The 24183-nt window shown below is 63.9% G+C and carries 27 protein-coding genes; 12 read left to right on the plus strand and 15 right to left on the minus strand.

From position 1 onward, the window contains the following. The first annotated feature begins 197 nt into the window (after nt 1–197). The 9 genes from AC1RWL_RS20615 (at nt 198) to AC1RWL_RS20655 (ending at nt 8499) form a co-directional block, all read left to right on the plus strand. Nucleotides 198–773 carry a hypothetical protein gene (locus AC1RWL_RS20615; protein WP_493097004.1) on the plus strand — a complete coding sequence of 192 codons (576 nt, stop codon included), beginning with the start codon at nt 198–200 and terminating at the stop codon, nt 771–773. 68 nt (nt 774–841) lie between these two features. After that, nucleotides 842–1678: an RNA methyltransferase gene (locus tag AC1RWL_RS20620; protein ID WP_439616886.1), complete on the plus strand. Its 837-nt coding sequence runs from the start codon at nt 842–844 to the stop codon at nt 1676–1678. After that, a complete protein-coding gene (gene murI / locus AC1RWL_RS20625; RefSeq protein ID WP_493097005.1) occupies nt 1662–2477 on the plus strand; it encodes a glutamate racemase in 816 nt (271 codons plus the stop codon). The genes AC1RWL_RS20620 and murI overlap by 17 nt, the downstream gene beginning before the upstream one ends. 96 nt (nt 2478–2573) lie before the next feature. Further along, on the plus strand, nt 2574–3296 hold the full coding sequence (locus AC1RWL_RS20630; protein ID WP_493097006.1) for a carbonic anhydrase: 723 nt from the start codon (nt 2574–2576) through the stop codon (nt 3294–3296). Between the two features lie 139 nt (nt 3297–3435). Continuing rightward, the gene (locus AC1RWL_RS20635; protein WP_493097007.1) at nt 3436–4947 is read left to right on the plus strand and encodes an ATP-binding protein; all 1512 of its coding nucleotides are present in this window, start codon (nt 3436–3438) and stop codon (nt 4945–4947) included. Between the two features lie 221 nt (nt 4948–5168). Continuing rightward, complete coding sequence (gene rpsD / locus AC1RWL_RS20640; RefSeq protein WP_256115713.1) at nt 5169–5786, plus strand: 30S ribosomal protein S4; 618 nt, start codon at nt 5169–5171, stop codon at nt 5784–5786. A 73-nt stretch (nt 5787–5859) separates the two neighbouring features. Continuing rightward, nucleotides 5860–6789 (plus strand): glutaminase, encoded by a 930-nt coding sequence (locus AC1RWL_RS20645; protein WP_256115714.1) that lies wholly within the window; start codon nt 5860–5862, stop codon nt 6787–6789. Between the two features lie 31 nt (nt 6790–6820). Further along, nucleotides 6821–7681, plus strand: a complete 861-nt coding sequence (gene ttcA / locus AC1RWL_RS20650) for a tRNA 2-thiocytidine(32) synthetase TtcA (RefSeq protein ID WP_493097008.1) — start codon at nt 6821–6823, stop codon at nt 7679–7681. Continuing rightward, nucleotides 7678–8499, plus strand: a complete 822-nt coding sequence (locus AC1RWL_RS20655; protein WP_435265461.1) for an inositol monophosphatase family protein — start codon at nt 7678–7680, stop codon at nt 8497–8499. The genes ttcA and AC1RWL_RS20655 overlap by 4 nt, the downstream gene beginning before the upstream one ends. A gap of 170 nt (nt 8500–8669) precedes the next feature. Here AC1RWL_RS20655 and AC1RWL_RS20660 read toward each other — a convergent pair whose 3' ends face one another. From AC1RWL_RS20660 to AC1RWL_RS20685, 6 genes are all read right to left on the minus strand, one after another. After that, nucleotides 8670–9875, minus strand: a complete 1206-nt coding sequence (locus tag AC1RWL_RS20660) for a multidrug effflux MFS transporter (protein ID WP_493097087.1) — start codon at nt 9873–9875, stop codon at nt 8670–8672. 127 nt (nt 9876–10002) lie between these two features. Then, a complete protein-coding gene (gene grxD / locus AC1RWL_RS20665; RefSeq protein WP_256115717.1) occupies nt 10003–10335 on the minus strand; it encodes a Grx4 family monothiol glutaredoxin in 333 nt (110 codons plus the stop codon). Between the two features lie 152 nt (nt 10336–10487). Further along, nucleotides 10488–10751 (minus strand): hypothetical protein, encoded by a 264-nt coding sequence (locus tag AC1RWL_RS20670; RefSeq protein ID WP_493097009.1) that lies wholly within the window; start codon nt 10749–10751, stop codon nt 10488–10490. 6 nt (nt 10752–10757) lie between these two features. After that, entirely contained in the window at nt 10758–10991 is a 234-nt protein-coding gene (locus AC1RWL_RS20675; protein WP_256115719.1) for a BolA/IbaG family iron-sulfur metabolism protein, read from the minus strand. A gap of 19 nt (nt 10992–11010) precedes the next feature. After that, a complete protein-coding gene (purL, locus tag AC1RWL_RS20680) occupies nt 11011–13248 on the minus strand; it encodes a phosphoribosylformylglycinamidine synthase subunit PurL (RefSeq protein ID WP_493097010.1) in 2238 nt (745 codons plus the stop codon). Between the two features lie 104 nt (nt 13249–13352). After that, the gene (locus tag AC1RWL_RS20685) at nt 13353–14771 is read right to left on the minus strand and encodes an aminotransferase-like domain-containing protein (RefSeq protein WP_493097011.1); all 1419 of its coding nucleotides are present in this window, start codon (nt 14769–14771) and stop codon (nt 13353–13355) included. A gap of 94 nt (nt 14772–14865) precedes the next feature. Here AC1RWL_RS20685 and AC1RWL_RS20690 point away from each other — a divergent pair, with 94 nt between their 5' ends. Continuing rightward, a complete protein-coding gene (locus tag AC1RWL_RS20690; RefSeq protein WP_493097012.1) occupies nt 14866–15081 on the plus strand; it encodes a DUF1127 domain-containing protein in 216 nt (71 codons plus the stop codon). A 10-nt stretch (nt 15082–15091) separates the two neighbouring features. On the opposite strand, the gene AC1RWL_RS20695 is transcribed toward AC1RWL_RS20690, so the two are convergent. The 5 genes from AC1RWL_RS20695 to purC are packed head-to-tail and all read right to left on the minus strand — an operon-like array spanning nt 15092 to nt 17528. Continuing rightward, nucleotides 15092–15484, minus strand: coding sequence for a hypothetical protein (locus tag AC1RWL_RS20695; RefSeq protein WP_493097013.1), 393 nt, complete (start codon nt 15482–15484; stop codon nt 15092–15094). Between the two features lie 47 nt (nt 15485–15531). Beyond that, the gene (gene purQ / locus AC1RWL_RS20700) at nt 15532–16203 is read right to left on the minus strand and encodes a phosphoribosylformylglycinamidine synthase subunit PurQ (protein WP_319321620.1); all 672 of its coding nucleotides are present in this window, start codon (nt 16201–16203) and stop codon (nt 15532–15534) included. Further along, nucleotides 16200–16457 carry a hypothetical protein gene (locus AC1RWL_RS20705; RefSeq protein WP_256115725.1) on the minus strand — a complete coding sequence of 86 codons (258 nt, stop codon included), beginning with the start codon at nt 16455–16457 and terminating at the stop codon, nt 16200–16202. The genes purQ and AC1RWL_RS20705 overlap by 4 nt, the downstream gene beginning before the upstream one ends. 19 nt (nt 16458–16476) lie before the next feature. Continuing rightward, a complete protein-coding gene (gene purS / locus AC1RWL_RS20710) occupies nt 16477–16719 on the minus strand; it encodes a phosphoribosylformylglycinamidine synthase subunit PurS (RefSeq protein WP_493097014.1) in 243 nt (80 codons plus the stop codon). 44 nt (nt 16720–16763) lie between these two features. Continuing rightward, nucleotides 16764–17528, minus strand: a complete 765-nt coding sequence (gene purC / locus AC1RWL_RS20715; protein ID WP_256115728.1) for a phosphoribosylaminoimidazolesuccinocarboxamide synthase — start codon at nt 17526–17528, stop codon at nt 16764–16766. A gap of 224 nt (nt 17529–17752) precedes the next feature. Here purC and AC1RWL_RS20720 point away from each other — a divergent pair, with 224 nt between their 5' ends. After that, nucleotides 17753–18073: a DUF1476 domain-containing protein gene (locus AC1RWL_RS20720; RefSeq protein WP_319321611.1), complete on the plus strand. Its 321-nt coding sequence runs from the start codon at nt 17753–17755 to the stop codon at nt 18071–18073. A 61-nt stretch (nt 18074–18134) separates the two neighbouring features. Here AC1RWL_RS20720 and AC1RWL_RS20725 read toward each other — a convergent pair whose 3' ends face one another. Together AC1RWL_RS20725 and AC1RWL_RS20730 are read right to left on the minus strand one after the other, a co-directional pair. Further along, nucleotides 18135–20723 (minus strand): sensor domain-containing protein, encoded by a 2589-nt coding sequence (locus AC1RWL_RS20725; protein WP_493097015.1) that lies wholly within the window; start codon nt 20721–20723, stop codon nt 18135–18137. A 95-nt stretch (nt 20724–20818) separates the two neighbouring features. Continuing rightward, nucleotides 20819–21379, minus strand: a complete 561-nt coding sequence (locus AC1RWL_RS20730) for an RBBP9/YdeN family alpha/beta hydrolase (RefSeq protein WP_493097016.1) — start codon at nt 21377–21379, stop codon at nt 20819–20821. A gap of 171 nt (nt 21380–21550) precedes the next feature. Between AC1RWL_RS20730 and AC1RWL_RS20735 the strand changes: the two genes are divergently transcribed. Beyond that, complete coding sequence (locus tag AC1RWL_RS20735; RefSeq protein WP_256115733.1) at nt 21551–22354, plus strand: DUF2189 domain-containing protein; 804 nt, start codon at nt 21551–21553, stop codon at nt 22352–22354. 96 nt (nt 22355–22450) lie between these two features. Here AC1RWL_RS20735 and AC1RWL_RS20740 read toward each other — a convergent pair whose 3' ends face one another. After that, nucleotides 22451–22753 carry a hypothetical protein gene (locus AC1RWL_RS20740; RefSeq protein WP_493158466.1) on the minus strand — a complete coding sequence of 101 codons (303 nt, stop codon included), beginning with the start codon at nt 22751–22753 and terminating at the stop codon, nt 22451–22453. A 73-nt stretch (nt 22754–22826) separates the two neighbouring features. Beyond that, on the minus strand, nt 22827–24134 hold the full coding sequence (gene purB / locus AC1RWL_RS20745; protein WP_493097018.1) for an adenylosuccinate lyase: 1308 nt from the start codon (nt 24132–24134) through the stop codon (nt 22827–22829). Nucleotides 24135–24183: the final 49 nt, after the last annotated feature.

Consider the following 24183-nt stretch of genomic DNA (forward strand, 5'->3'; position numbering starts at 1 on the left):
GGGGCTGGGCGCCCCGGATCGTGGACTTGAAAGAACCGTTTGGCCCTATAGCATTCAAGGCCGGCAAGGCAAAGCCAACGATCGGATGAGGCGGTTTATTTTCGCCGGCGGACGGAATAAGTTTCGCCAAAATTCCGTTCCAGGAAAGTTCGCTCACGGCGCCCATCCGGGCCTGCCGTCACCCAATGGAGAATGTCATGTCGCGTTTCGGTCTCGTTGCGCTCGTCCTTCTGCTTCCCGTTTCCGTCGAGGCGGCCGACTACAAGGCGCCGGTCTCGGAAATCATGTCCGCGGCGACCACCAACTGGCAGGACATGGGCACCGACAGCGACACCCCGCCGCCCTATACCGACTACTTTTCCGAGGATTTTCTGACGCGGCTCTACAGCAAGGATTTCGTGGCCAAGTACAAGGAAGCCGCGAAGTACCCCGCCTATGACGACGGCGGCTCGCCCTTCGACTACGATCCCATCATCGGCGGCCAGGACGGCTGCGCGCTCAAGGACATCACGGTGACGGAAGGCCAGCCGGCGGGCGGCGCGGAGGACGTCACGGTGACCTTCGACAACAGCCACTGCTTCGGCGAGCGCGCCGCGGACTGGGAGCCGGAAAAACTCGTCTTCAAGGTCATCGACGAGGACGGCCGGGCCGTCATCAACGATATCGAGCGCCCGAGCTTCGAGGAGGCCGCGTCGCTTAAGAAGGAGTTGCAGGACATTGCCCAGGAGGGCGCCAATGGCGGAAGCGGCACGGCAGAGGAAAACCCGGAATAAGCGGCTGCCGCTTTTCATTTTCAGCCAATTGTGCCAGTGAAGCCCGACTTTTCTAGGGAAATATGGGTATGGCAGGCACGAACAGCGAACGCACGCTGATCGCCGAAGGACCGGCGATCATCCTCGTTCATCCGCAACTGGGCGAAAACATCGGCATGGTGGCACGCGCCATGGCGAATTTCGGCCTTGCCGAATTGCGCCTGGTCAATCCGCGCGACGGCTGGCCGAGCGAGAAGGCGATCTCCGCCGCCAGCAAGGCCGACCATGTCATCGAGGCGGCCAAGGTCTATCCCTCGCTGGAAGCGGCCGTCGCCGATCTCGAATTCGTCTATGCGACGACCGCGCGCGACCGCTACGGCTACAAGGAAGTGCGGTCCCCCGTCGTTGCCGCCGATGACCTGCGCGTGCGTTTCCGGGCCGGCGAAAAGACCGGCATCCTTTTCGGTCGCGAGCGCACCGGGCTCACCAACGAGGAAATCGCGCTTGCCGACGAACTGGTGACTTTCCCGGTCAACCCCGCCTTCGCCTCGCTCAATCTCGCCCAGGCCGTGCTGCTGATGAGCTACGAGTGGATGAAGAGCGGCCTTGCCTCCGTCGAGGACACGCCGTTCGACGCGCTGCCGCAGCGCCCGGCCAAGAAGGAAGAGTTGCAGGGCCTGTTCGACCATGTCGAGGAGACGCTCGATGCGCGCGGCTATTTCCGGCCTGCCGAAAAAAAGCCCAAACTGGTGGAGAACCTGCGCGCCATCCTGACGCGTCCTTCCTTCACCGGCACGGAGATCCAGGTGCTGCGCGGCATCATCTCCTGCCTCGACCGTTTCACCCCGGAATCACCGCGCGGCGCGACGAACCCGAACCGCACACGCAACCGCCGGCCCAAGGTGCCCCGTGACGACGACGAATAGTGCGAAACCCATCCTCGTCTTCGATAGCGGCATCGGCGGGCTGACCGTTCTGCGCGAGGCGCGCGTGCTGATGCCCGAGCGGCACTTTATCTACGTCGCGGACGATGCCGGGTTTCCCTACGGTCCCTGGGAGGAGCCGGCGCTAAAGGCGCATGTCATCGCGCTCTTCGACAGATTGCTCGCAGAACATGACCCGGAAATCTGCGTCATCGCCTGCAACACCGCCTTCACGCTTGTGGGGGCGGATCTGCGCGCCGCCTTTCCGGCCATGCCCTTCGTCGGCACCGTGCCCGCCATCAAGCCCGCCGCCGAGCGCACGCGCTCCGGCCTCGTCTCGGTGCTCGCCACCCCGGGCACGGTCAAGCGCGCCTATACGCGCGACCTCATCCAGTCCTTTGCCAGCCAGTGCGACGTGCGCCTCGTCGGCTCGGAGCGGCTTGCGCCGATGGCGGAGGCTTATATCCGCGGCGACACGCTCGCTGACGACTCGGTGCGCGCCGAGATCGCGCAATGTTTCATCGAACAGGACGGCCGCAAGACGGATATCGTCGTGCTCGCCTGTACGCATTATCCCTTCATGGCGAACCTCTTCCGCAAGCTTGCCCCCTGGCCGGTTGACTGGCTTGATCCGGCGGAAGCCATCGCCCGCCAGGCCCGCCGCCTCGTTCCGCCGCTCGAAACGCTGGCGCCGGGCGAGGACATCGCCGTCTTCACCTCCGGCAACCCCGATTTCTCCACCCGTCGCCTGATGCAGGGCTTTGGATTGCAAATCGAATCGAACTCACGCACAAACCGTTGAGGCGCCTGAATTTACGGGATGTCGGCGTTGAGGGGCATCTTGGCGTCTTTGTCCGGGATGTGCGGTTATTGCCATCGGCTCCGTGAAGAGGAACACATGGAAATGAAACTTTCGAAGCGTCTTTTCCTGAAGGGCGCCTGCTGCGGTGCGGCTGTGCTCGGCACCGGCGTTGCAGCGTCTGCCTCCGCCGCAGACAATACGGTCGTTGCGCATGCGCCCGCGCCGACCGGTCTCTCGCCGGAAGAGGCGCTGGCGCTCTTGAAAAAAGGGAATGACGATTTCGTCGCCGATCGTGTTCCGGTTCTCCACATCGACCGCAAGCGCCGGCTGGAAATTGCCGAAGCGCAGCACCCCTTTGCCGTGCTTGTGGGATGCTCCGATTCGCGCGTTCCGCCGGAACTGCTGTTTGCGTGCGGATTGGGCGACCTGTTCATCGTGCGCGTCGCCGGAAACACGGTCGACATGGTCGGACTCGGCAGCATCGAATATGCGGTCGAGCATCTCGGCGTGCCGCTGGTCGTGGTTCTTGGCCACGAACGCTGTGGTGCGGTGGCCGCGGCTGTCGCGGCGGTGAAGGATGGTGCGGACTACGACAGCGCGATCGAAGCCATGGTGGCGCCGATCCTGCCCTCCGTCCTGCATTCCACCAGGCTGGAGGGGGATTTGCTGGACAATTCCGTTCGGGAAAACGTCAAGCGCGTGGTTGAGCGCTTGCGGATTTCCACCGACGTCATCACCAGCAAACTTGAGGCCGGTAAGCTGAAGATCGTCGGAGCCCGTTACGACCTCGATGAAGGAAAGGTCGATTTCTTCGTCTGACCCTCATCTGGGGTCTGCCGCAAAACTGTGGGTTTTGCGCGTTGTTGCGGACAAATCGCGCGGATCGGTGATAGACCTCCCGCCATGCGCGCGGTCCAATAGAACCGCGGCTGTCTTTCGGACGGAAACGAGGAATGGCATGAAGGTCGGCATCGACATGGGAACGGTGCAGGGCGGTGCACCGGCCAGGCTCGATATCGAGGAACTGCTGGCGACCCGCCTGCTGGTGCAGGGCAATTCGGGCTCGGGAAAGTCGCATCTGCTGCGCCGCCTGCTCGAACAGTCCGCGCAATGGGTGCAGCAGGTCATCATCGATCCCGAAGGCGACTTCGTCACGCTGTCGGACCGATTCGGCCATGTCGTCGTCGACGGCGAGCGCACGGAAGCCGAACTCGTCGGCATCGCCAACCGCATCCGCCAGCACCGCGTCTCCTGCGTGCTCTCGCTCGAAGGACTTGAGGCCGACGAGCAGATGCGCGCGGCCGGCATCTTCCTCAATGCGCTCTTCGATGCGGACCGGGACTTCTGGTATCCGGTGCTCGTCGTCGTCGACGAGGCGCAGCTCTTTGCGCCGGCCTCCGGCGGTGAAGTGTCGGAAGAAGCGCGAAAACTCTCGCTCGGCGCGATGACCAACCTGATGTGCCGCGGCCGCAAGCGCGGCCTGGCCGGTGTCATCGCCACGCAGCGCCTCGCCAAGCTCGCCAAGAACGTCGCGGCCGAGGCCTCTAACTTCCTGATGGGCCGCACCTTCCTCGACATCGACATGGCACGCGCCGCCGACCTGCTCGGCCTTGACCGCCGGCAGGCGGAAATGTTCCGCGACCTGCCGCGCGGCTCCTTCGTGGCGCTCGGGCCGGCGCTGTCGCGCCGCCCGCTGCCGGTGGAGATCGGCGCCGTGGAAACCTCCGCGCGCTCGACCAGTCCCAAGCTGATGCCGCTGCCGGACGCACCCCAGGATGTCGAAGACCTGATCTTCACGCCCGATCCGGAAGAGTTTTCGCGCCCGCTCGTTCGCCGCGCACCGCCGGCGCCGCGGCCGACGACGGATATCCTCGCCGAACTCTCCCGCGCCCGGCCGGAGCCGGTGGCGGAGCCGGCGAAGGCTGCGGCGCCTGAAATCACCGCCGAGGAACGCGAAGACCTGCTCGACCGCACGCTGGCCGAAATCCTCGGCCATCCCGATGCGGCCTTTAGGGCGGATGCTGAACTGTTCCAGGATTTCCTCGTGCGCTGCCGCATCCGCCGCGTGCCCGGCGCGCCGCTCTCGCTGCCGGCCTTCCGGCGCAAGATGGCGGTCGCGCGATCCGGCGTCGATGCCGAGACGGCGGGAACGGAAATCTGGGCGAGGGCGCTCGATCTGTCCCGCAGCGTCACCGAGGACCTGCAGGGCGTCTTCCTGCTCGTCGCGCAAGCCGCCGTGCGCGGCCTTGCCTGCCCCTCGGATGCGATGATCGCGCGCGCCTACGGCACCCATTCCGCCCGCCGTGCGCGGCGTTTGCTCGGTTATTTCGAGGAACAGGGGCTGGTCGTGGTGCACAGCGATCTCGCCGGCCACCGCATCGTCGCCTTCCCGGATCTCGGCTGCGAGACGAAGCCTGGCGACGCTAACGGGCCGGACCTGACGGATTCCCGGCAGGATGCGGCGGAATAGTCGGATTTTCCGGGCGCCGCGCGTTGACAAATTTGTGAAACCCGCCTAATGACCCGCCAACGCCGGGCAGCAATGTCCGGTGTTTCATTTGACATGTCCCGTGGATTCTCCGGTCGCGATCGTGAGAAACCTGTCGGAGCCTCGAAAAGGTTCAGAGGAGGGCGTGTTTCCTTCAGCCGGTCCGGCAACGGGCAGGCAATAACAAGACTAGAGGAAATGCGATGAGCAAGCGCGCTGCATCCAAGTACAAAATCGACCGCCGCATGGGCGAAAACATCTGGGGCCGTCCGAAGTCCCCGGTCAACCGCCGCGAATACGGCCCCGGCCAGCACGGCCAGCGCCGCAAGTCCAAGCTTTCGGACTTCGGTGTTCAGCTCCGCGCCAAGCAGAAGCTGAAGGGCTACTATGGCGACATCCGCGAGAAGCAGTTCCGCGCGATCTTCGCTGAAGCCGAGCGCCGCAAGGGCGACACCCCGGAAAACCTGATCGGCCTGCTCGAATCGCGCCTCGACGCGATCGTGTACCGCGCCAAGTTCGTCCCGACGGTCTTCGCTGCCCGTCAGTTCGTCAACCACGGCCACGTCAAGGTCAACGGCGTTCGCGTCAACATCGGTTCCTACCGTTGCAAGCCGGGCGACGTCATCGAAGTCAAGGACAAGTCCAAGCAGCTCGTCACGGTTCTGGAATCCGTTGGCCTCGCTGAACGCGACGTTCCGGACTATATCGAAGTCGATCACAACAAGATGGTCGCCACCTTCGTCCGCATCCCGGTTCTCTCCGACGTGCCCTACGCCGTCGTCATGGAACCGCACCTGGTCGTCGAATTCTACTCGCGTTAATCGCGGTCGACACCTTGCGAAATCTGGAAAAGCCGCCAAGAGATTGGCGGCTTTTTCTTTTGGGGGAAACGGCATGACGGATTTGCAGGCTATCGTCGACGAGATCCATGCGACGCTGTCGCCACGGCGTGGCGAGGGCAGGGTGGCGAATTACATTCCGCAGCTTGCGCATGTGGACCCGCAGAAGTTCGGCATGGCCGTCGTCAGCGTCGATGGCACGACGTATCTCGCGGGCGACGCGGAAGAAGCCTTCTCGATCCAGAGCATTTCCAAGGTTTTCACGCTGACGCTGGCGCTCGGCAAACATGGCGAGGCGATCTGGAAGCGGGTCGGGCGGGAACCTTCGGGATCTGCCTTCAACTCCATCGTCCAGCTGGAGCACGAGGGCGGCATTCCGCGCAATCCCTTCATCAATGCCGGCGCCATCGCCATCACGGACCTCATTCTGGCCGGGCATACGCCGAAGGAGGCGATCGGCGAGATCGTGCGATTCCTGCGCTACCTTGCGGATGAGGACGACATCATCATCGACCAGGCCGTGGCGCGGTCCGAGCAGGCGACGGGGTTTCGGAATTTCGCGCTCGCCAATTTCATGCGCTCCTTCGGCAAGCTCGACCACGCGGCCGAACTGGTGCTCGGCGTCTATTTCCATCAATGCGCGCTGGCGATGAGCTGCCGGCAGCTCGCCAAGACGGGGCTGTTCCTCGCCAACAGCGGTACCAACCCGCTGACCGGCCACCGCGTCGTCTCGCATATGCGCGCGCGCCGCATCAACGCGCTGATGCTGACCTGCGGCCACTATGACGGTTCCGGCGACTTCGCCTATCGCGTCGGCTTGCCGGGCAAGAGCGGCGTGGGTGGCGGCATCCTCGCCGTGGCACCGGGCAAGGCCTCGGTAGCGGTCTGGTCGCCGGGGCTGAACGACAACGGCAACTCGCTGCTCGGCTCGCTGGCGCTGGAAATGCTGGCGGCGCGGACGGGCTGGTCGGTCTTCGGGGCTTGATTGTGAGCCGCGTTCGGGGCATTGCAAACCCATGACCCTCGCATTTGCAGATACCGACGACGACGCACCGGACGACGGCCGTCATCCGCTCTTTGTGGATGCCCCCAGGAGCGTCTCCTTCAACAAGCTGCGCAAGCGCTTGCTTCGCCAAGTGCGCCAGGCGATGGACGACTTTTCCATGCTGAAGGGCCAGAAGCGCTGGCTCGTTGGCGTCTCCGGCGGCAAGGACAGTTATGGCCTGCTGGCGCTGTTGATGGACCTGCAATGGCGCGGCCTGCTGCCGGTGGAGCTCATCGCCTGCAATCTCGACCAGGGCCAGCCGAATTTTCCAAAACATATCCTGCCGGAATACCTGTCCTCGATCGGCATCAAGCACCGCATCGAATACCGCGACACCTATTCCATCGTGAAGGAGAAGGTGCCGGCGGGCGCGACCTATTGTTCGCTGTGCTCGCGACTGCGGCGTGGCAATCTCTATCGCATCGCGCGCGAAGAGGGCTGCGATGCGCTGGTGCTCGGCCACCACCGGGAAGACATTCTCGAAACCTTCTTCATGAACTTCTTCCACGGTGGCCGGCTCGCCGCCATGCCGCCGAAGCTGCTCAATGACGAAGGCGACCTCATGGTGCTGCGCCCGCTCGCCTATGCGGCGGAGGAGGATCTCGCGAAATTCGCCGCCGCCATGCAGTTTCCGATCATTCCCTGCGATCTCTGCGGCTCGCAGGACGGCCTCCAGCGCAATGCGATGAAGGCGATGCTGGCCGATATCGAGACGCGCATGCCGGGCCGCAAGGATGCCATGCTGCGGGCACTCGGCCACACCAACCCGTCCCATCTCCTCGACCCGAAACTTTTCGATTTCTCCTCCCTCGAAACGGTAAGACACGAATGACGACGATTGACATCAATGCCCTGGCGCTGGTGCTTGCACAGGCCGCCGAGGCCGAAATCCGCCCGCGCTTTCGCGCGCTCGCCAAGAGCGACATCCGCACCAAGGCGGACGCCAACGACCTGGTGACGGAGGCCGACGAAGCGGCCGAACGCTTCATCAAGAAAGAGGTCGCTGCGCAGTTTCCGGGCGTGCTCTTCGTCGGCGAGGAATCGGTTGCGGCCGATCCGGCGCTGCTGCCGAAACTGGCCGATGCCGAGCTTGCCATCGTCGTCGACCCGATCGACGGCACGTTCAACTTCGCCTCCGGCGTGCCGCTCTTCGGCGTCATGGCGGCGATCGTCTCCGGCGGCGAGACCGTCGGCGGCATCATCTACGACCCGATGGGCGACGATTTCGTGATGGCGGAAAAGGGCGGCGGCGCCTGGCAGACCGGCGATCACCGCCCGGCCGTCAAGCTGAAAACGCGCGGTGCGGCACCGCTCGAAGCCATGACCGGCATGGCCTCCACCAGCTTTCTCGATCGCGAGCGGCGCGCCCGCATCCTGTCGAACCTCGCCAAGGTGGCCTTCGTTTCGAACTATCGCTGCGCGGCGCACGAATACCGCACCTTCGCCGGCGGCCACCTGCATTACCTGATGTACAACAAGCTGATGCCCTGGGATCACCTGGCCGGCACGCTGATCGCCCAGGAAGCCGGCGCCTATGCCGCCCGCTTCGACGGCTCGCCCTATCAGCCGCACCATGTCGAGGGCGGCCTGCTGGTGGCGCCGGACAAGGACAGCTGGGAGATGCTGCGCCGCGAGGTCTTCGTCGACTGAGGGGGCTTTCGGCCCAACAAAAAGGCCCGGCTGCCAATGGTAGCCGGGCTTTTCTTTGCCTGCAACTTCTCCTCCCGTCATCCTCGGGCTTGACCCGAGGATCCATCTGCACCCGCGGCGTGGATGGTCGGGTCTAGCCCGACCATGACGGCGGAGAGGTATGGAGCTCGTCAGACCGGCTGGTTATGCGGCTGGAACAGCATCCCGTGTTCGGCGATCAGCACGAAGATCAGGCCGATGATCGACAGCGAGAAGAAGCCCATGACGAGCGGCAGGGCGGTACCGTTGAAAGCCTGGCCGATGATCGCGCCGAGGATCGTGCCGCCGGCCGTGCCCATGAAGCCGAGCACGGAGGAGGCCGTGCCGGCGACGTGGCCGAGCGGCTCCATGGCGAGCGAGTTGAAGTTCGAGCCGATCCAGCCGAACTGGAACATCGACAGCGCGAAGAGCACGATGAAGATGGCGAACGGCACATGCGGCGCCCAGACGAGCGTCAGAAGCAGCCACAGCGTGTTGACGGCGAGGAAGCCGAGCAATGCACCATGCGACAGCCGGCGCATGCCGAACTGGCCGACGAGCCGCGCATTGACGAAGGACGACAGCGCCATGAAGGCCGCGACGCCGGCAAAGGCGACCGGGAACCAGACGCCAAGCCCGTAGATGCCGACATAGATCTGCTGTGCGGAGTTGATGAAGCCGAACAGCGCGCCGAAGATGAAGGTGCTCGCCAGCGTGTAGCAGAGCGCCACGCGGTTGGTCAGCACGATGCGGAAACCTTGCAGCACCGAGCGCACCGTGAAGGGGCGCACGTCATCGGCATGCAGGGTTTCCGGCAGGCGAAAGTACATCCACGCCCAGACGACCGAGGCCATGACGGCCATGAAGACGAAGATCAGGTGCCAGTCGCCAAACAGCATGACGACCTGGCCCGTGCCCGGGGCCAGCACCGGCACGACCATGAAGACCATCATGATCAGCGACATGACCTCCGCCATCGTGCGGCCGCCGAAAATGTCGCGCACGATGGAGATGGTGATGACGCGCATGGCGGCCGAGCCGATGCCCTGGATGAAGCGCAGCGCCAGCAGTGCTGCGAAGCTCGGCACGAAGATCGCCGCCAGCGACGACACGACATAGACGCCGAGGCCGAAGAACATCGGCGCGCGGCGGCCGAACCGGTCCGATATCGGGCCGTAGAGCAGCTGCGCGAAGGCGAAGCCGATCAGGTAGGCGGAAATGACATATTGCCGGTGGTTCTCGTTCTCGACGCCAAGGCTGGCGCCGATTTCCTGCAGGCCGGGCAGCATGATGTCGATGGCGAGAGCATTGAGCGCCATCAGCAGCGCCATGAGCGCAATGAATTCTATCTTGCCCATGCCTTTGAGGCGCTGGGCCGATTCGGGGGATAGTCCGGACATAAGAATTTATTCCATAAAAGAGAGAAGGCGCCGCTGGGAATGCGGCGCCTTTAAAAGCTTGGCCGGCCGGAAGGACCGTTAAGCGTCAGGCAGCGCCCTTGATCGAAATACCCTGTTCCTGAAGATGGGACTGCAATTCGCCCGACTGGAACATCTCGCGCACGATGTCGCAACCGCCGACGAACTCACCCTTCACATAAAGCTGGGGAATGGTCGGCCAGTTGGAATAGTCCTTGATGCCCTGGCGGATGTCGGCGTCGGCGAGCACGTTGATGCCCTTGTAGTCCACACCCACATAGTCGAGGATCTGCACGACCTGACCGGAGAACCCACACTGCGGGAATTCCGGCGTGCCCTTCATGAAGACGACGACGTCGTTGTTCTTTACTTCGTTTGCGATGAAATCGTGGATGCTCATTGCAGTATTCCTTGGCAAATCGGCTTCAAGGGCCGATGCGATGAACCGTCCGCCCTAGATAACAATCTCGGATGACAATTGCCAGAAGGCCCTCAGAAAAAACGCAAGGGGCTCCCTTACGATTTCCTGGGCTGTTGCGCGATGGTCGCGCCCTACCGGCCGCGCTGGCGCGAGCGGCTGGCGGCGGTGCGACGGCGGCTTACCTGCTTGCGCGGGCGCCGGGCCGGCTTCTTCGCCGCCGGCTTCAGCGCCGCTTCGAGGATGTCGCTGAGCAGCCCGCCGGAGGTCTTCTTGCGCGTCGTCGTCCTGCGGCGCGTGCGCTTGGCCGTTGTCTTGCGCACGCCGGTCTTCTTCAGCACCTCCTTGAGAGCCGCATCGACCACGCCGGAGACGAGTTCATCGAGGAGACCGGCCATCGTGGATTACTCCGGAATGGAGGTCTGGAGGGCGAGCGCATGCAGCACCCCGCCCATATTGCCCTTCAGGGCGTCATAGACCATCTGGTGCTGCTGCACGCGGGTCTTGCCGCGAAACGCTTCCGCGACGACCTCGGCCGCATAGTGATCCCCGTCGCCGGCAAGATCGCGGATGACAACCTTCGCACCGGGAATGCCGGACTTGATCATGTCTTCGATATCGCCGGGTGACATAGGCATCGGTACTGCTCCCTTATAATTATTCCGCGGCGGCAGCGGCGTTGCCGTTGCCATCCATGAAGTCAGGGAACCACGATTCATGGGTGTTGCGCAATTGCTCAATGGCGAGCGACAGGCGGCCCTCCACGACGAGCGCATCGCCGCCCACCGTGCCGAGACGGCGGAACGGCACGCCCGCACCCTCGGCATTGGCGCTGAGGAAGTTGGCGAGATCGGACGGGACGGCGATGACGTAACGCGCCTGATCTTCGCCGAAGAGCAGCGCATGGGCCGGGCCGTTGGAACCCGAAAGATCCACCGTGGCGCCCTTGCCGGACGACATCGCCATTTCGGCAAGTGCGACCACGAGGCCGCCCGAGGAAATGTCGTGGCAGGCGGTGACCTGGCCGTTGCGGATGGCCGAGCGCACGAAATCACCGTTGCGGCGTTCGGCATGCAGGTCGACTTCCGGTGCCGGGCCATCGACGATGCCGAGCACGTCGCGCAGATAGACCGACTGGCCGAGATGGCTGCCGTCGACACCGATGAGGATCAGCTGGTCGCCGTCCTTCGCGCCGCCGATCTTGGCCATGGTGGACCAGTCCGGCAGCAGGCCGACGCCGGCAATGGTGGGGGTCGGCAGGATCGCGATGCCGTTCGTCTCGTTGTAGAGCGAGACATTGCCGGAGACGATCGGGAAATCGAGCGCGCGGCAGGCTTCGCCGATGCCCTGGATGGCCTTGACGAACTGGCCCATGATTTCCGGCTTTTCCGGGTTGCCGAAGTTGAGGTTGTCGGTTGAGGCCAGCGGCTCGGCGCCGGTCGCCGTGATGTTGCGCCAGCATTCGGCGACGGCCTGCTTGCCGCCTTCGAACGGATCGGCCTCGACATAACGCGGGGTGACGTCGGAGGAGAAGGCGAGCGCCTTGGTGGCATGGCCTTCGACGCGCACGACGCCGGCATCGCCGCCGGGGATCTGCAGCGAATTGCCCTGGATCAGCGTGTCATACTGCTCGTAGACCCAGCGGCGGCTCGACTGGTTCGGCGAACCAACGAGCTTCAGCACGGCCTCATTGTAGTCGGCAGGCTCGGCCACCAGGCTTGCCGGCAGCGGCGAGGGCTTGCCGGGCTCGCGCCAGGGGCGGTCATATTCCGGCGCCTGGTCGCCCAGGTCCTTGATCGGCAGGTTGGCGACTTCCTCGCCCTGGTGCAGGATGCGGAAGCGCAGGTCGTCCGTCGTGTAGCCGACGATGGCGAAGTCGAGGCCCCACTTGACGAAGATCGCCTTGGCGACTTCTTCCTTCGCGGGCTCCAGAACCATGAGCATGCGCTCCTGGCTTTCCGACAGCATCATCTCATAGGCAGTCATCTGCTCTTCGCGCACCGGCACCAGATCGAGGTTCAGCTCGATGCCGAGGTCGCCCTTGGCGCCCATTTCAACGGCGGAGCAGGTGAGGCCGGCGGCACCCATGTCCTGGATGGCGATGACAGCGCCGGTCTGCATGAGTTCGAGGCAGGCTTCCAGCAGGCACTTTTCGGTGAAGGGGTCGCCGACCTGCACGGTCGGGCGCTTTTCCTCGATCGACTCGTCAAATTCGGCGGAGGCCATGGTCGCGCCGCCGACGCCATCACGGCCGGTCTTGGCGCCGAGATAGACGACGGGCAGGCCCACGCCCTTGGCTTCCGAAAGGAAGATCGCGTTGGACTTGGCAAGGCCCGCCGCAAAGGCATTGACGAGGATATTGCCATTGTAGCGCTCGTCGAACTCGACTTCGCCGCCGACCGTCGGGACGCCGAAGGAGTTGCCGTAGCCGCCCACGCCGGCAACGACGCCGGACACGAGGTGGCGGGTCTTCGGATGGTCCGGCGCGCCGAAGCGCAGCGCGTTCATCGCCGCGACCGGGCGTGCGCCCATGGTGAAGACGTCGCGCAGGATGCCGCCGACGCCGGTCGCAGCACCCTGGTAGGGCTCGATATAGGAGGGGTGGTTGTGGCTCTCCATCTTGAAGACCACGCAGTCGCCATCGTCGATATCCACCACGCCGGCATTTTCGCCCGGGCCCTGGATGACGCGCGGACCCTTGGTCGGCAGCGTGCGCAGCCAGCGCTTGGAGGACTTGTACGAGCAGTGCTCGTTCCACATGGCGGAGAAAATGCCGAGTTCTGTGAAGGTCGGTTCGCGGCCGATCAGCGAGAGGATGCGGTCATATTCATCCGGCTTCAGCCCATGGGCGGCAATCAGCTCCGGGGTGATCGGGCGGGTGTTCGAAATGGTCATCGTCGCTCGTCTTGTCGGTGGAGGGCAGCTTTGCGGTCTCTTTACCTCATGCTGCTTTGCAGTGCGACAGGAAAATGACCTGCAATCACAGGCGAACGAGGCCGTCAGGCGAGGCTGTCGTAACCCGTCGGGCCATGGACGAGCAGCCGGCGAAGACGCGTCAGGCCGGACGCGACATCCTCGCGGTTTTCCGGCGGCGAGAAGCCAATGCGGACGCGGTGAAACGTCTTCTCCGAGCGGCCGGCCTTGAACTCGTCCTCGTCGTCGATGAGGATATCTTCGGCAAAGGCGGCCTGGCGGAACGTGCCGGAAAGCCAGGGATCGGGCAGTTTCAGCCAGAGGAACGGCACGCGCGGATGCGACGCGAAGTCCAGCCCTGCCAAAATCTCCCGCGCAATGGCCTCGCGCGCCTGCACCTCGTCGGCGACGGCGCTGCGGATGGCATCGGCCGTGCCTGAAAGCACGAGGCGGGCGGCAACTTCGGCCAGCAGGAAGGGCAGGCCGCCGCTCACCATCTTGTGGGCAATGCGCACGCGCTGCGCCAGGTGCGGCGGGCAGGCGATCCAGCCGCCGCGCACACCGGCAGCCACGCTTTTCGAAAGGCCGCCGACGAGGAAGGTCCGGTCGGGTGCGATTTCGGCAAGCAGCGGAATGCCATTGTCCACGGTGGCGCCGTAGAGATTGTCCTCGATCAGCCAGACATTGTGCCGCTTGGCGATGGCCGCGATGGCGCGGCGGCGGTCCTCGGGCATGGTGGCGAGCGTCGGGTTCTGCGCGGCGCTCATCAGGAAGGCGAGCTTGGGGTGCTGCTGCACGCAGACGCGCTCGAAATCGTCCGGGATCACGCCATAGGCATCCGATTCGACGAGCGCCGTCTGGCGGCCGAGCAGGGCGGTGCCGCGGCTGACCTGGGAATAGGTGAGGTGCTCGAAGACGATACGGTCGCCGGGCGCGGTGATGACGGAGACGGCGGCGATGATGCCCGCATGCGCGCCAAGCGTCGGCACGATGCTGTCGATGCCGGGCTGCCAGCCGCCGCTGCCGAGCCAGCGTTGGCCGGCCTCCAGCCAGTGACGGGGGAAATTGCGGGTGTAGCTCGCGATCTCGTTCGGCTGCTCCCGGCAGATCGCCGCCAGAATATCAGTGACGGCGGCGGATTGCCCGATGTCAGTCGCCGCGGTCGTGTCGAAGCGCAGTTTTCCAGGCGGTGCATTGGCCGCGCGCGTGCCGGCGAGCCTCGCGCTGACCGGATCGACGGCAGGGGAGGGATTGTGCTCCGATGTGCCCAGCACATAGGTGCCGCGCCCCACTTCGCCGCTGACGAGGCCGCGTTCGCGCACCATGCTGTAGGCGCGGCTGACGGTGCCGATGGTGACGCCGATATCATAGGCGAGGTTGCGCTGCGGCGGCAGCTTGCTGCCCGATGCGAGCGCGCCGGCATTGATTGCCTGCTCGATCTGGTCGGCAATGCGGACATAAAGCGGCCCGTCGGAGGCCTGGAGATCGGGAAGCCAATTTGTCATGGTGGCAATTCTTATATTGCACCGCCGATAGAGTCAATTATCTCTTGAATGTATCGATTGCTACTATTGCAGTGGCTTTTCAGGAGAATTGACAATGACAATTGATACAATCTTCGCCGAATCCGGCCTTGAGCCCAGGAAATCCGTGCGCGCAATTGCCTATCGCACCTGGCTCGCCTTGCGCGCCCATTGCCTGAAGCGGCGCACACGCCATGCCCTGCTGGAACTCACCGACGAGGAGCTGCGCGACATCGGCATCACCCGCACCGAGGCACACCGCGAGGTCCGGAAATCGTTCTACTGGGATTGAGTTTTAACGCTCAGCAGCCCTTGCCGCCGCCGGCCCAGCGCTGGACATCGCTCGCGATGCGCGCGCCGACGGCTTCTCCCATCATCGGGCCGAAGGCATCGAGCTTTGCCGGGTTGCCTTCCGCCTGCACGACGAGCAGCGGACGGGATTCCGGCGAATTGCGGTGCACGACGAGGATGCGCGGGCGGCCGGAGAAGGAATTCAGCTCCGGCGCGAGGCGATAGGCCTTGAAGGCCGGGTCGCCCGACTTGAACCAGCAACTGTTTGCGGCAAGCGCCACGCGCTCCATGGTCGGCAGCGCGCCGCCATTGACCTTCGGCGCCGGGGTCTTCGTCTGGCAAGCGGCCAGAGCCGCGATAGCGGCAAGCGGCAGGAGAAGCTTGGCTGGGAGAAGAGGGCGCATGAAAAGCCTTTCGGGAATGGACATGCGCCCTTGATAACAAGCGTGCGTTAAGCAGCGATTACGTCGAGCACCGATGCGAAGAGGCCGCGACCGTCCGAACCGCCATGCGCGGCCTCGATGAGGTTTTCCGGATGCGGCATCAGCCCGAGCACGTTGCCCTTCGCGTTGATGACGCCGGCAATGTCGTTCAGCGAGCCGTTCGGGTTGGTGCCTTCCGCGTAGCGGAACACGACCTGGCCATTGCCTTCGATCGCGGCAAGCGTCTCGGCATCGGCAAAGAAGTTGCCGTCGTGGTGGGCAACAGGGCAGCGGATGATCTGGCCCTTGTCATAGGCGCGGGTGAAGTCGGTCTCGGCATTCGCCACTTCCAGCTTCACTTCGCGGCAGACGAATTTCAGCGAGGCATTGCGCATCAGCGCGCCGGGCAGCAGGCCCGCTTCGAGCAGGATCTGGAAGCCGTTGCACACGCCCAGAACCTTCACGCCGGCTTCCGCCTTCGCCTTGATCGCCTGCATGACGGGCATGCGGGCGGCAATCGCGCCGCAGCGCAGGTAATCGCCGTAGGAGAAGCCGCCCGGGATGACGATGAGGTCGACATCCGGCAGGTCCGTTTCCGTCTGCCAGACGGTGACCGGTGCTACGCCGGAAATCTTGGTCAGCGCCGCGATCATGTCGCGGTCACGGTTGAGGCCGGGAAGTTGGACGACGGCGGACTTCATGGGTGTGGTTCAAACCTTGCCTGGGCCTCGGCGAGTTCACGCAGTTCGAGGCGGTTTTCGATACGGTCGAGGCGCTGGTCGACGCGCTCTAGCCGCGAATAGATGTGATGAACGTCCTGCTGCACGGTCACGATTGCTCCGCGCATCGTGATCATCTCGCTACGAAGGTCGGAAAGCCCCGTGTCCAATTTGTCCATTCGGGCATGGATGCTTTTCAGCACCTCGTAGAGCAGTTCGTTCGTGACCTCTGCCATTGCCTATGTCCTTCAACCGTCAGGCGAGGGCGATAGTATAATTCTCGATTACCGTGTTGGCCAGCAGCTTGTCGCACATCGCCTTGAGGTCGGATTCGGCCTTGGCGCGGTCGGCGGTGGCGAGTTCCAGGTCGAAAACCTTGCCCTGGCGGATAGCGCCGACGCCCTCGAAGCCGAGGCTGTCGAGCGCGCCTTCAATCGCCTTGCCCTGCGGGTCCAGAACACCGTTCTTGAGCGTCACCGTTACGCGTGCCTTGATCATGTCTTCCTCTTCAAACCAAATATGTTCGGCTGGCCGGTGAAGGGTTACTTCACCAGGACCGGACCGGTGCCGCGCACGGGCTCGTTTTCGTTGATGATGCCCAGGCGCCGGGCGACTTCCTGGTAGGCTTCCAGTAGCCCGCCGAGATCACGGCGGAAGCGGTCCTTGTCCATCTTCTCCTGGGTCGCGATGTCCCACAGGCGGCAGCTGTCCGGCGAAATCTCGTCGGCGATGATGATGCGCATCATGTCGCCTTCATAGAGGCGGCCGCACTCGATCTTGAAATCGACGAGCTGGATGCCCACGCCGAGGAAGAGGCCGGATAGGAAGTCGTTGACGCGGATGGCGAGCGCCATGATGTCGTCGAGTTCCTGCGGGCTCGCCCAGCCGAAGGCGGTGATGTGCTCTTCGGAGACCATCGGGTCTTCGAGCGCATCGGCCTTGAAATAAAATTCGATGATGGAGCGCGGAAGGACCGTGCCTTCCTCGATGCCGAGGCGCTTGGACAGTGAGCCGGCGGCGACGTTGCGCACGACCACTTCGAGCGGGATGATCTCGACTTCCTTGATCAGCTGCTCGCGCATGTTGAGGCGGCGGATGAAATGGGTCGGAATACCCATCTTGTTGAGCTGCGTGAAGAGGAACTCGGAGATGCGGTTGTTCAGCACGCCCTTTCCGTCGATCACATCGTGTTTCTTCTTGTTGAAGGCGGTCGCATCGTCCTTGAAGAACTGGATCAGCGTGCCTGGCTCAGGGCCTTCATAAAGAATCTTGCCCTTGCCCTCGTAAATACGGCGGCGACGGTTCATGGATTTTTCTCTGTTGTTGGCGCGCTTGGGGGCCGCGCAGGTGTCGTTCGTTTGCGCTCCCATAAACGAAATGCTGCACTTTAACAATCGGCGTCTCGCCCGATCCCCCGTTTTCCGGCCTTCCCGGAACTTCCGAACTCACGAAAGTTCGCGTTGCACTTTTGCCGTCGTTTTGATTTATGGGCGGGGAACCCAACGGGCAAAAGAATCTACGGGAGTCACGGATGACCAACATGCAGGATCGGGAAAAGGCCTTCGAGGCCAAGTTCGCGCTGGACGAGGAGCTGCGCTTCAGGGCCGAGGCACGCCGCAACAAGCTCGTCGGCCTCTGGGCTGCCGGCCTGCTCGGCAAGACGGACGCCGACGCGGACAGCTATGCGAGGGACGTCGTCGCCGCCGATTTCGAGGAAGTCGGCCATGAGGATGTCGTGCGCAAGATCAAGGCCGATTTCGACGCTGCCGGTGTTGCCCGCAGCGAAGACGAAATCCGCGTCCAGATGCTGGAGCTTCTCGCCGTCGCTATCGCCCAGGTCGAAGCCAGCTGATCAGCGGCTGCAATCACCTATAGGAAAAGCCGTCCGGTGATGCCGGGCGGCTTTTTCGTTTCTAGCGAATGACGGCGCGGCGGACTTCGTTCTGCAGGTCGCGCACGGTGCCGGCCTGCGCGCGCCATTCCTGCCGCTGCACGAAATCCGGTATGGTGTCGGCCGGCATGGGGCGGGCGAGCGCGTAACCCTGCAGGATATCGCAGCCGAGATCGCGCATGATGGCGACATGCGCCGGCGTCTCGACGCCCTCGGCGACGACCTCGATGTTCAGCGAGCGGCCGATTTCCACAATGGTGGCGACGAGCTTGCGCTGGCCCGGCGAGCGGCTGACCGGCTTGACGAGCTGGCGGTCGATCTTGAGGCGCCGGGGGCTCAGCTTCATCAGGCTGACGATGGAGGCATGGCCGGTGCCGAAATCGTCGATCTCGATATCGATGCCGAGCCTGCGCATCTCGGCGAGGTTCTCCAGCACCGTGCGGTCGCAATCGTCGAGGAAGATCGATTCCAGCAGTTCGAAGGAGAGCGATTTGGGGCGGATGTCGAGCGTGCGCAGCGAATGGGCAAGCTCCGGGTCGTGCAGGCGTTTCGACGAGACATTGGCCGAGATCTTGGCGATGCCCAGCCCCTGTGTTTCCCATCGCGCAAAATCGGCAAGCGACTGTTCCAGCACGATGCGGTCGATCGTCGCCACGCAGTCGAGGTCTTCCGCGATCTTCAGGAAGGCATCGGGCGCGAGAATGCCGCGTGTGGGGTGATCCCAGCGGGCCAGCGTCTCGACGCCGACGATATCGAGCGTGCGGGCGCAGAACTGCGGCTGGTAATAGGGCAGGAAGCGCCGCTGCTCGATGCCGGAGAGGATCTCGTCGGCCGTCTGCTTGTTGACGATGATCTGCGCCTGGAAATCGCTGGTGAAGAATTCATGCCGGCTGCGGCCGCGGTTCTTGGCGCGGTAGAGGGCGAGGTCGGCATTGACGAGCAGCTGCTTGGCATCGATCGCCGCGCCCGAAAGGCTGGCAATGCCGACGCTAGCGCCGAAGCGGCAGATATGGCCGTTGAAGGTCACGGGCTTGCGCATGGCGTCGACGATCGCTTCGGCAAGCGTCGCAAGGTTGCGCCCACCGGAGCCGGTGGAGAGGAAGACGAACTCGTCGCCGCCGATGCGCGCGACAAAATCGTCCGGCCCCTTCAATGCGTTCAGCAGGCCCGCGGCATGCACCAGCATCTGGTCGCCGGCGAGGTGGCCGAGCGTGTCGTTGATTTCCTTGAAGCGGTCGAGGTCGATATGCAGCACCGCGAGCCGGCTGCCGGTCTCCTGAGCCTCCTTCGCGGCCGCCTGGATGGTCGCGTCGAGATAGCGGCGGTTCGGCAGGCCGGTCAGGTGGTCGTGCAGGGCGGTATATTCAATGCGCGCCCGTGCCGCTTCCAATTCGTCGTTGCGGGCCTCGGCGAGAGTCTTGGCGCGCTTCAGCTCCTCTTGCAGGCGCACGTCGTCGGTGACGTCCCAGTTCGCGCCGATGAGGCGGGGCACGCCGGTGAGGTCGACATAGGGGGCGGCGCGGCCGCGCACATGACGGATCTCGCCATCGCCGCGGATGATGCGGAACTCGTTGACGAAGTCCTGGCCGCGGAAGATGCCGTCGGCGACCGTCATCGTCGCCTTGAGGCGATCGTCGGGATGAAGGGCGCGCTCCCAGGTCTCGGAATCCGGATCTCCGTCCAGGCCGTAAATCCCGATCATGCGGTCGTCCCAGCGCACGTCGGACGTCTTGAGGTTGATCTCGAAAACGCCGATGCGCGAGATATCGAGGGCCAGTTCCAGGCGACGGGACATCTGCGCGAGCCGTTCTTCCGCTTCCTTGTGCTCGGTGATGTCCGTGTCCGTGCCGGCGATACGGCTCGGCTTGCCGTCTGGGCCGTATTCGACGACCGCACCACGGCTCTCGATCCAGATCCAGTGCCCGTCCTTGTGCCGTTCGCGGTAGCTGAAGACGTTGAAGGATGCTTCGCCGCTTTCCTGCTTGGCGATTTCGGCCAGCACATGCGCTCGGTCGTCGGGATGCACGGTCTGGATCCAGGTGTCGAGCGAGGTGTCGATCGGATCGTCAGGGCGCAGGCCGCGGATGGTGCGCCACTGGCGGGAATAGAAAAGGTCGCCGCGCGCGAAATCATGGTCCCAGACACCCTGGCCGGCGGATTCCAGCGCATGGTTCCAGCGGCTTTCCCGTTCCGCCAGTTCGAGCGCGTTGCGCTTGCGTTCATCGACATCGATCGTCTGGACGATCATTGCCGGGCTCAGCGCCTCGCTGGGAAGGGCCGGCGGTTCGATGAAGGAGGCGAGCACCCAGAATTCGCTGCCGTCCGCCCGCAGCAGGCGCACTTCCCAGGGCGCCTGTTCGGCGAGGTGCGGGCGCATGGCGAAGGCGATGGCCGGGCGATCCTTGGGCGAGACGCAATCCGTGAAAGGCGGGAGATCCGCGAAGGACGCGACGCCGAATGCGCGCAGCAGGCTGGCATTCGCATCGATGATGCGGCCGTCGGCGTCGAGCGCCGCAAAACCGAAGCCGGAGCGCGCAAAAAGCTGGCGATAAAACGGCTCGGGCTCCGCTTCTCGCACGGCAATGGAGGTCGAACCGAAAGGTTTGGCCATGAAACGCGGCGCCTGCTTGAACTAAACAGCCAGAGCGTGCAGGATTTCTATGAAATTCCTCTTAATGACGAAATACCACCTTCGTCATAGAAGCGTCATTCGGGGGCCTGGAGGCGGCTCAGGAACTGCGCAAAGACCATCGTGCCTTCCGGCCAGGGACCGTGGCCGGATTCCGTGTTGATATGCCCGGCCTCGCCGGCATCGAGCAGCAGCGAGCCCCATGCGGCCGCGACGTCGTCGGCATGTTCATAGGTGCCGAACGGGTCGTTGCGGCTCGCGACCACCAGCGACGGGAAGGTCAGCGGCTCGCGCGGATAAGGCCCGAAGGTCGTCAGGTGTTTCGGGCGGATGTCCGGGTTGGCGACATCCGGCGGTGCGACAAGGAAGGCGCCGGCGACCTTGTTACCGAAATGGGGCGCGGCATGGATGGCGGCGGCGACGCCGAGCGAATGGGCGACGAGGACGACGGGCTTCGTCGCGGCCGCCACTTCCTCGACCACGCGCTGGACCCAGTCTTCCCGTACGGGCTTCGACCACTCGGCCTGCTCGACGCGGCGCGCCGAGCCGAGCTTGTTCTGCCAGCGGCTCTGCCAGTGTTCCGGCCCGGAATTGGTGTAGCCGGGAACGATGAGGATTTCTGCTTCTGACGCTTTCATGCGGTCGCATGTGCGTTCACGAAGTCCTGAAGTCAAGAGGGGAGGACAAATCGCCGCCCGGGTGTATAATCCGCCATCTTCGATGCAATGACGGCCGGCCGTACTGGCGGACGATTGCCCTCCACGCGCGCACGGGCCGTGACGGTTTCAAACCGGCAAGGAGGCGTGATCATGGCGACTTTTCATGTGATGGCAGGCCCAGACAGCGTGGTGGCGCGTCCGGCGATCCGCCGGATCGGGCTGTCCGACGTGTGGGATGCATTGGCGCGCGGTTTTGACGATTTTCGCGCAAAACCCTCGCACTATGTCTTCCTCAGCCTGATCTATCCGATCTCGGGCGTGGTGCTGGTCACCTGGAGTTCCGGCGCCAACCTGTTGCCGCTGATCTTTCCGCTGATCGCCGGTTTCGCGCTGCTCGGTCCCTTCTTCGCCATCGGCCTCTACGAGATCAGCCGGCGGCGCGAGCGCGGGATGGACACGTCCTGGCGCCATGCGCTGGAGGTGCGCCATTCGCCGGCACTCCCTTCGATCCTTGCCGTCGGCGCCATGCTGATGGCGCTTTTCGTCGCCTGGCTCGTCTTCGCGCAGATCCTCTACACCAACCTGTTCGGGCCGGAGCCGCCGCAGTCGCTCGCGCTGTTCCTCGCCTCCATCTTCAGCTCCGAAAACGGGCTGCTGCTGATGCTGGCGGGCAATGCCATCGGCTTCTGCTTCGCCCTCGTCGTGCTGGCGACGACCGTCATCGCCTTTCCGATGCTGCTCGACCGGGATGTCGGCGCCGTCTCGGCGATGGAAACGTCGCTGCGCGCGACATTGGTCAACCCCGTGCCGATCGCCTGCTGGGGCCTGATCGTCGCGGCGCTGCTCATCATCGGCACCGTGCCGCTTTTCGTCGGCCTTGCCGTGGTCATGCCGATCCTCGGCCATGCCACCTGGCATCTCTACCGCAAGATCGTGGTCGACGAGCCGCAATAGAACGTTCGCGGGTGGAACGAGCGCCAGGAGGAGGGCGCAAGGCCGCCCGTCAGAGGGGGGCGATGGCGCCATTGGCGCCATCGCCGTTTCTGGCCCTTACTTCCTCAGTAGATAGCATTTGTCGGTCGAGAAAGCGTCGTCTTTGAAGCCCATTTGGCAGATAATGACGAGTTCCTCTTTTTTGAGGAAGACGGCGTAGCTTTCGGAAATTGGCGCCACATTGATGATGTCGAAGTCTGATCTCAGTAGAGAGACTATAGATTGTGGGATCTGGTCTTGCGGAATCGTTTCCGGTGTCGTTTGCGCGGAACTCGTACCGACGAACGACAGGCTCAAGCCTATGGCAAGGAATGCGGCAGCAAGAAACTTCATGTTCAGCCCCCAGATTGCGTGCGGCATTGCACGCAAGGGAAGTCTAATACAGAGTTTCCGGCCGGCGAAGGGGCTTCGCCGGCACGTTTGGGGATCGATTTCAGACGGTGCCGAAGACGCGGCGGAAGATCGTGTCGACATGCTTGGTGTGGTAGCCGAGGTCGAACTTTTCGCGGATCTGCTCTTCGGACAAGGCGGCGCGCACCTCCGTGTCGGCGAGCAGCTCTTCCAGGAAATCCTTGCCCTGTTCCCAGACCCGCATCGCATTGCGCTGCACGAGGCGGTAGGCGTCCTCGCGCGAAACGCCGGCTTGCGTAAGGGCAAGCAAAACGCGCTGCGAATGAACCAGGCCGCGGAATTTGTTGAGATTCTTCAGCATGTTGTCCGGATAGATCACCAGCTTCTCGATGACGCCGGCAAGCCGGTTCAGCGCGAAGTCGAGCGTCACCGTCGTATCCGGGCCGATGGCGCGCTCGACGCTGGAGTGGGAAATGTCGCGCTCGTGCCAGAGTGCCACGTTTTCCATCGCCGGCGTCACGGCCATGCGCACGAGGCGGGCAAGGCCCGTCAGGTTTTCCGTCAGCACCGGATTGCGCTTGTGCGGCATGGCGGACGAGCCCTTCTGGCCCGGCGAGAAGAACTCTTCGGCTTCCAGCACTTCCGTGCGCTGCATGTGGCGGATCTCGATCGCGACGTTCTCGATCGACGAGGCGATGACGCCGAGCACGGCGAAGAACATGGCATGACGGTCGCGTGGGATGACCTGCGTGGAGACCGGCTCCGGCGTCAGGCCGAGCTTTTCGCAGACATGCTCTTCGACGCGCGGATCGATATTGGCGAAGGTGCCGACGGCGCCGGAGATCGCGCCGGTGGCGATTTCGGCGCGGGCTGCGACGAGGCGCGCGCGGTTGCGGTCCATCTCGGCGTAGAAGCGGGCGAGCGTCAGGCCCATCGTCGTGGGCTCGGCATGGATGCCGTGGCTGCGGCCGATGCGGATCGTGTCCTTGTGCTCGAAGGCGCGGGCCTTCAGCGCGGCCAGCACGCGGTCCATGTCGGCGAGCAGGATATCGGCGGCGCGCACGAGCTGGATGTTGAAGGTCGTGTCGAGCACGTCGGACGACGTCATGCCCTGGTGCACGAAGCGGCTGTCGGGGCCGACGAATTCGGCAAGATGCGTCAGGAAGGCGATGACGTCATGCTTGGTGACGGCTTCGATCTCGTCGATGCGGGCGACGTCGAATTCCGCCTTACCGCCCTTTTCCCAGATGGTCTCGGCCGCCGATTTCGGGATGACGCCCAGCTCCGCCAGCGCGTCGCAGGCATGCGCCTCGATCTCGAACCAGATGCGGAACTTCGTTTCGGGCGACCAGATGGCGACCATGTCCGGTCGGGAATAGCGGGGGATCATCGGCTCAAGACTTTCTCAGGTGGGCGTTGCCGCCGCTTTAGCAAAGATG

It is taken from the genome of Shinella sp. GW821-FHT10F02, assembly GCF_058809275.1.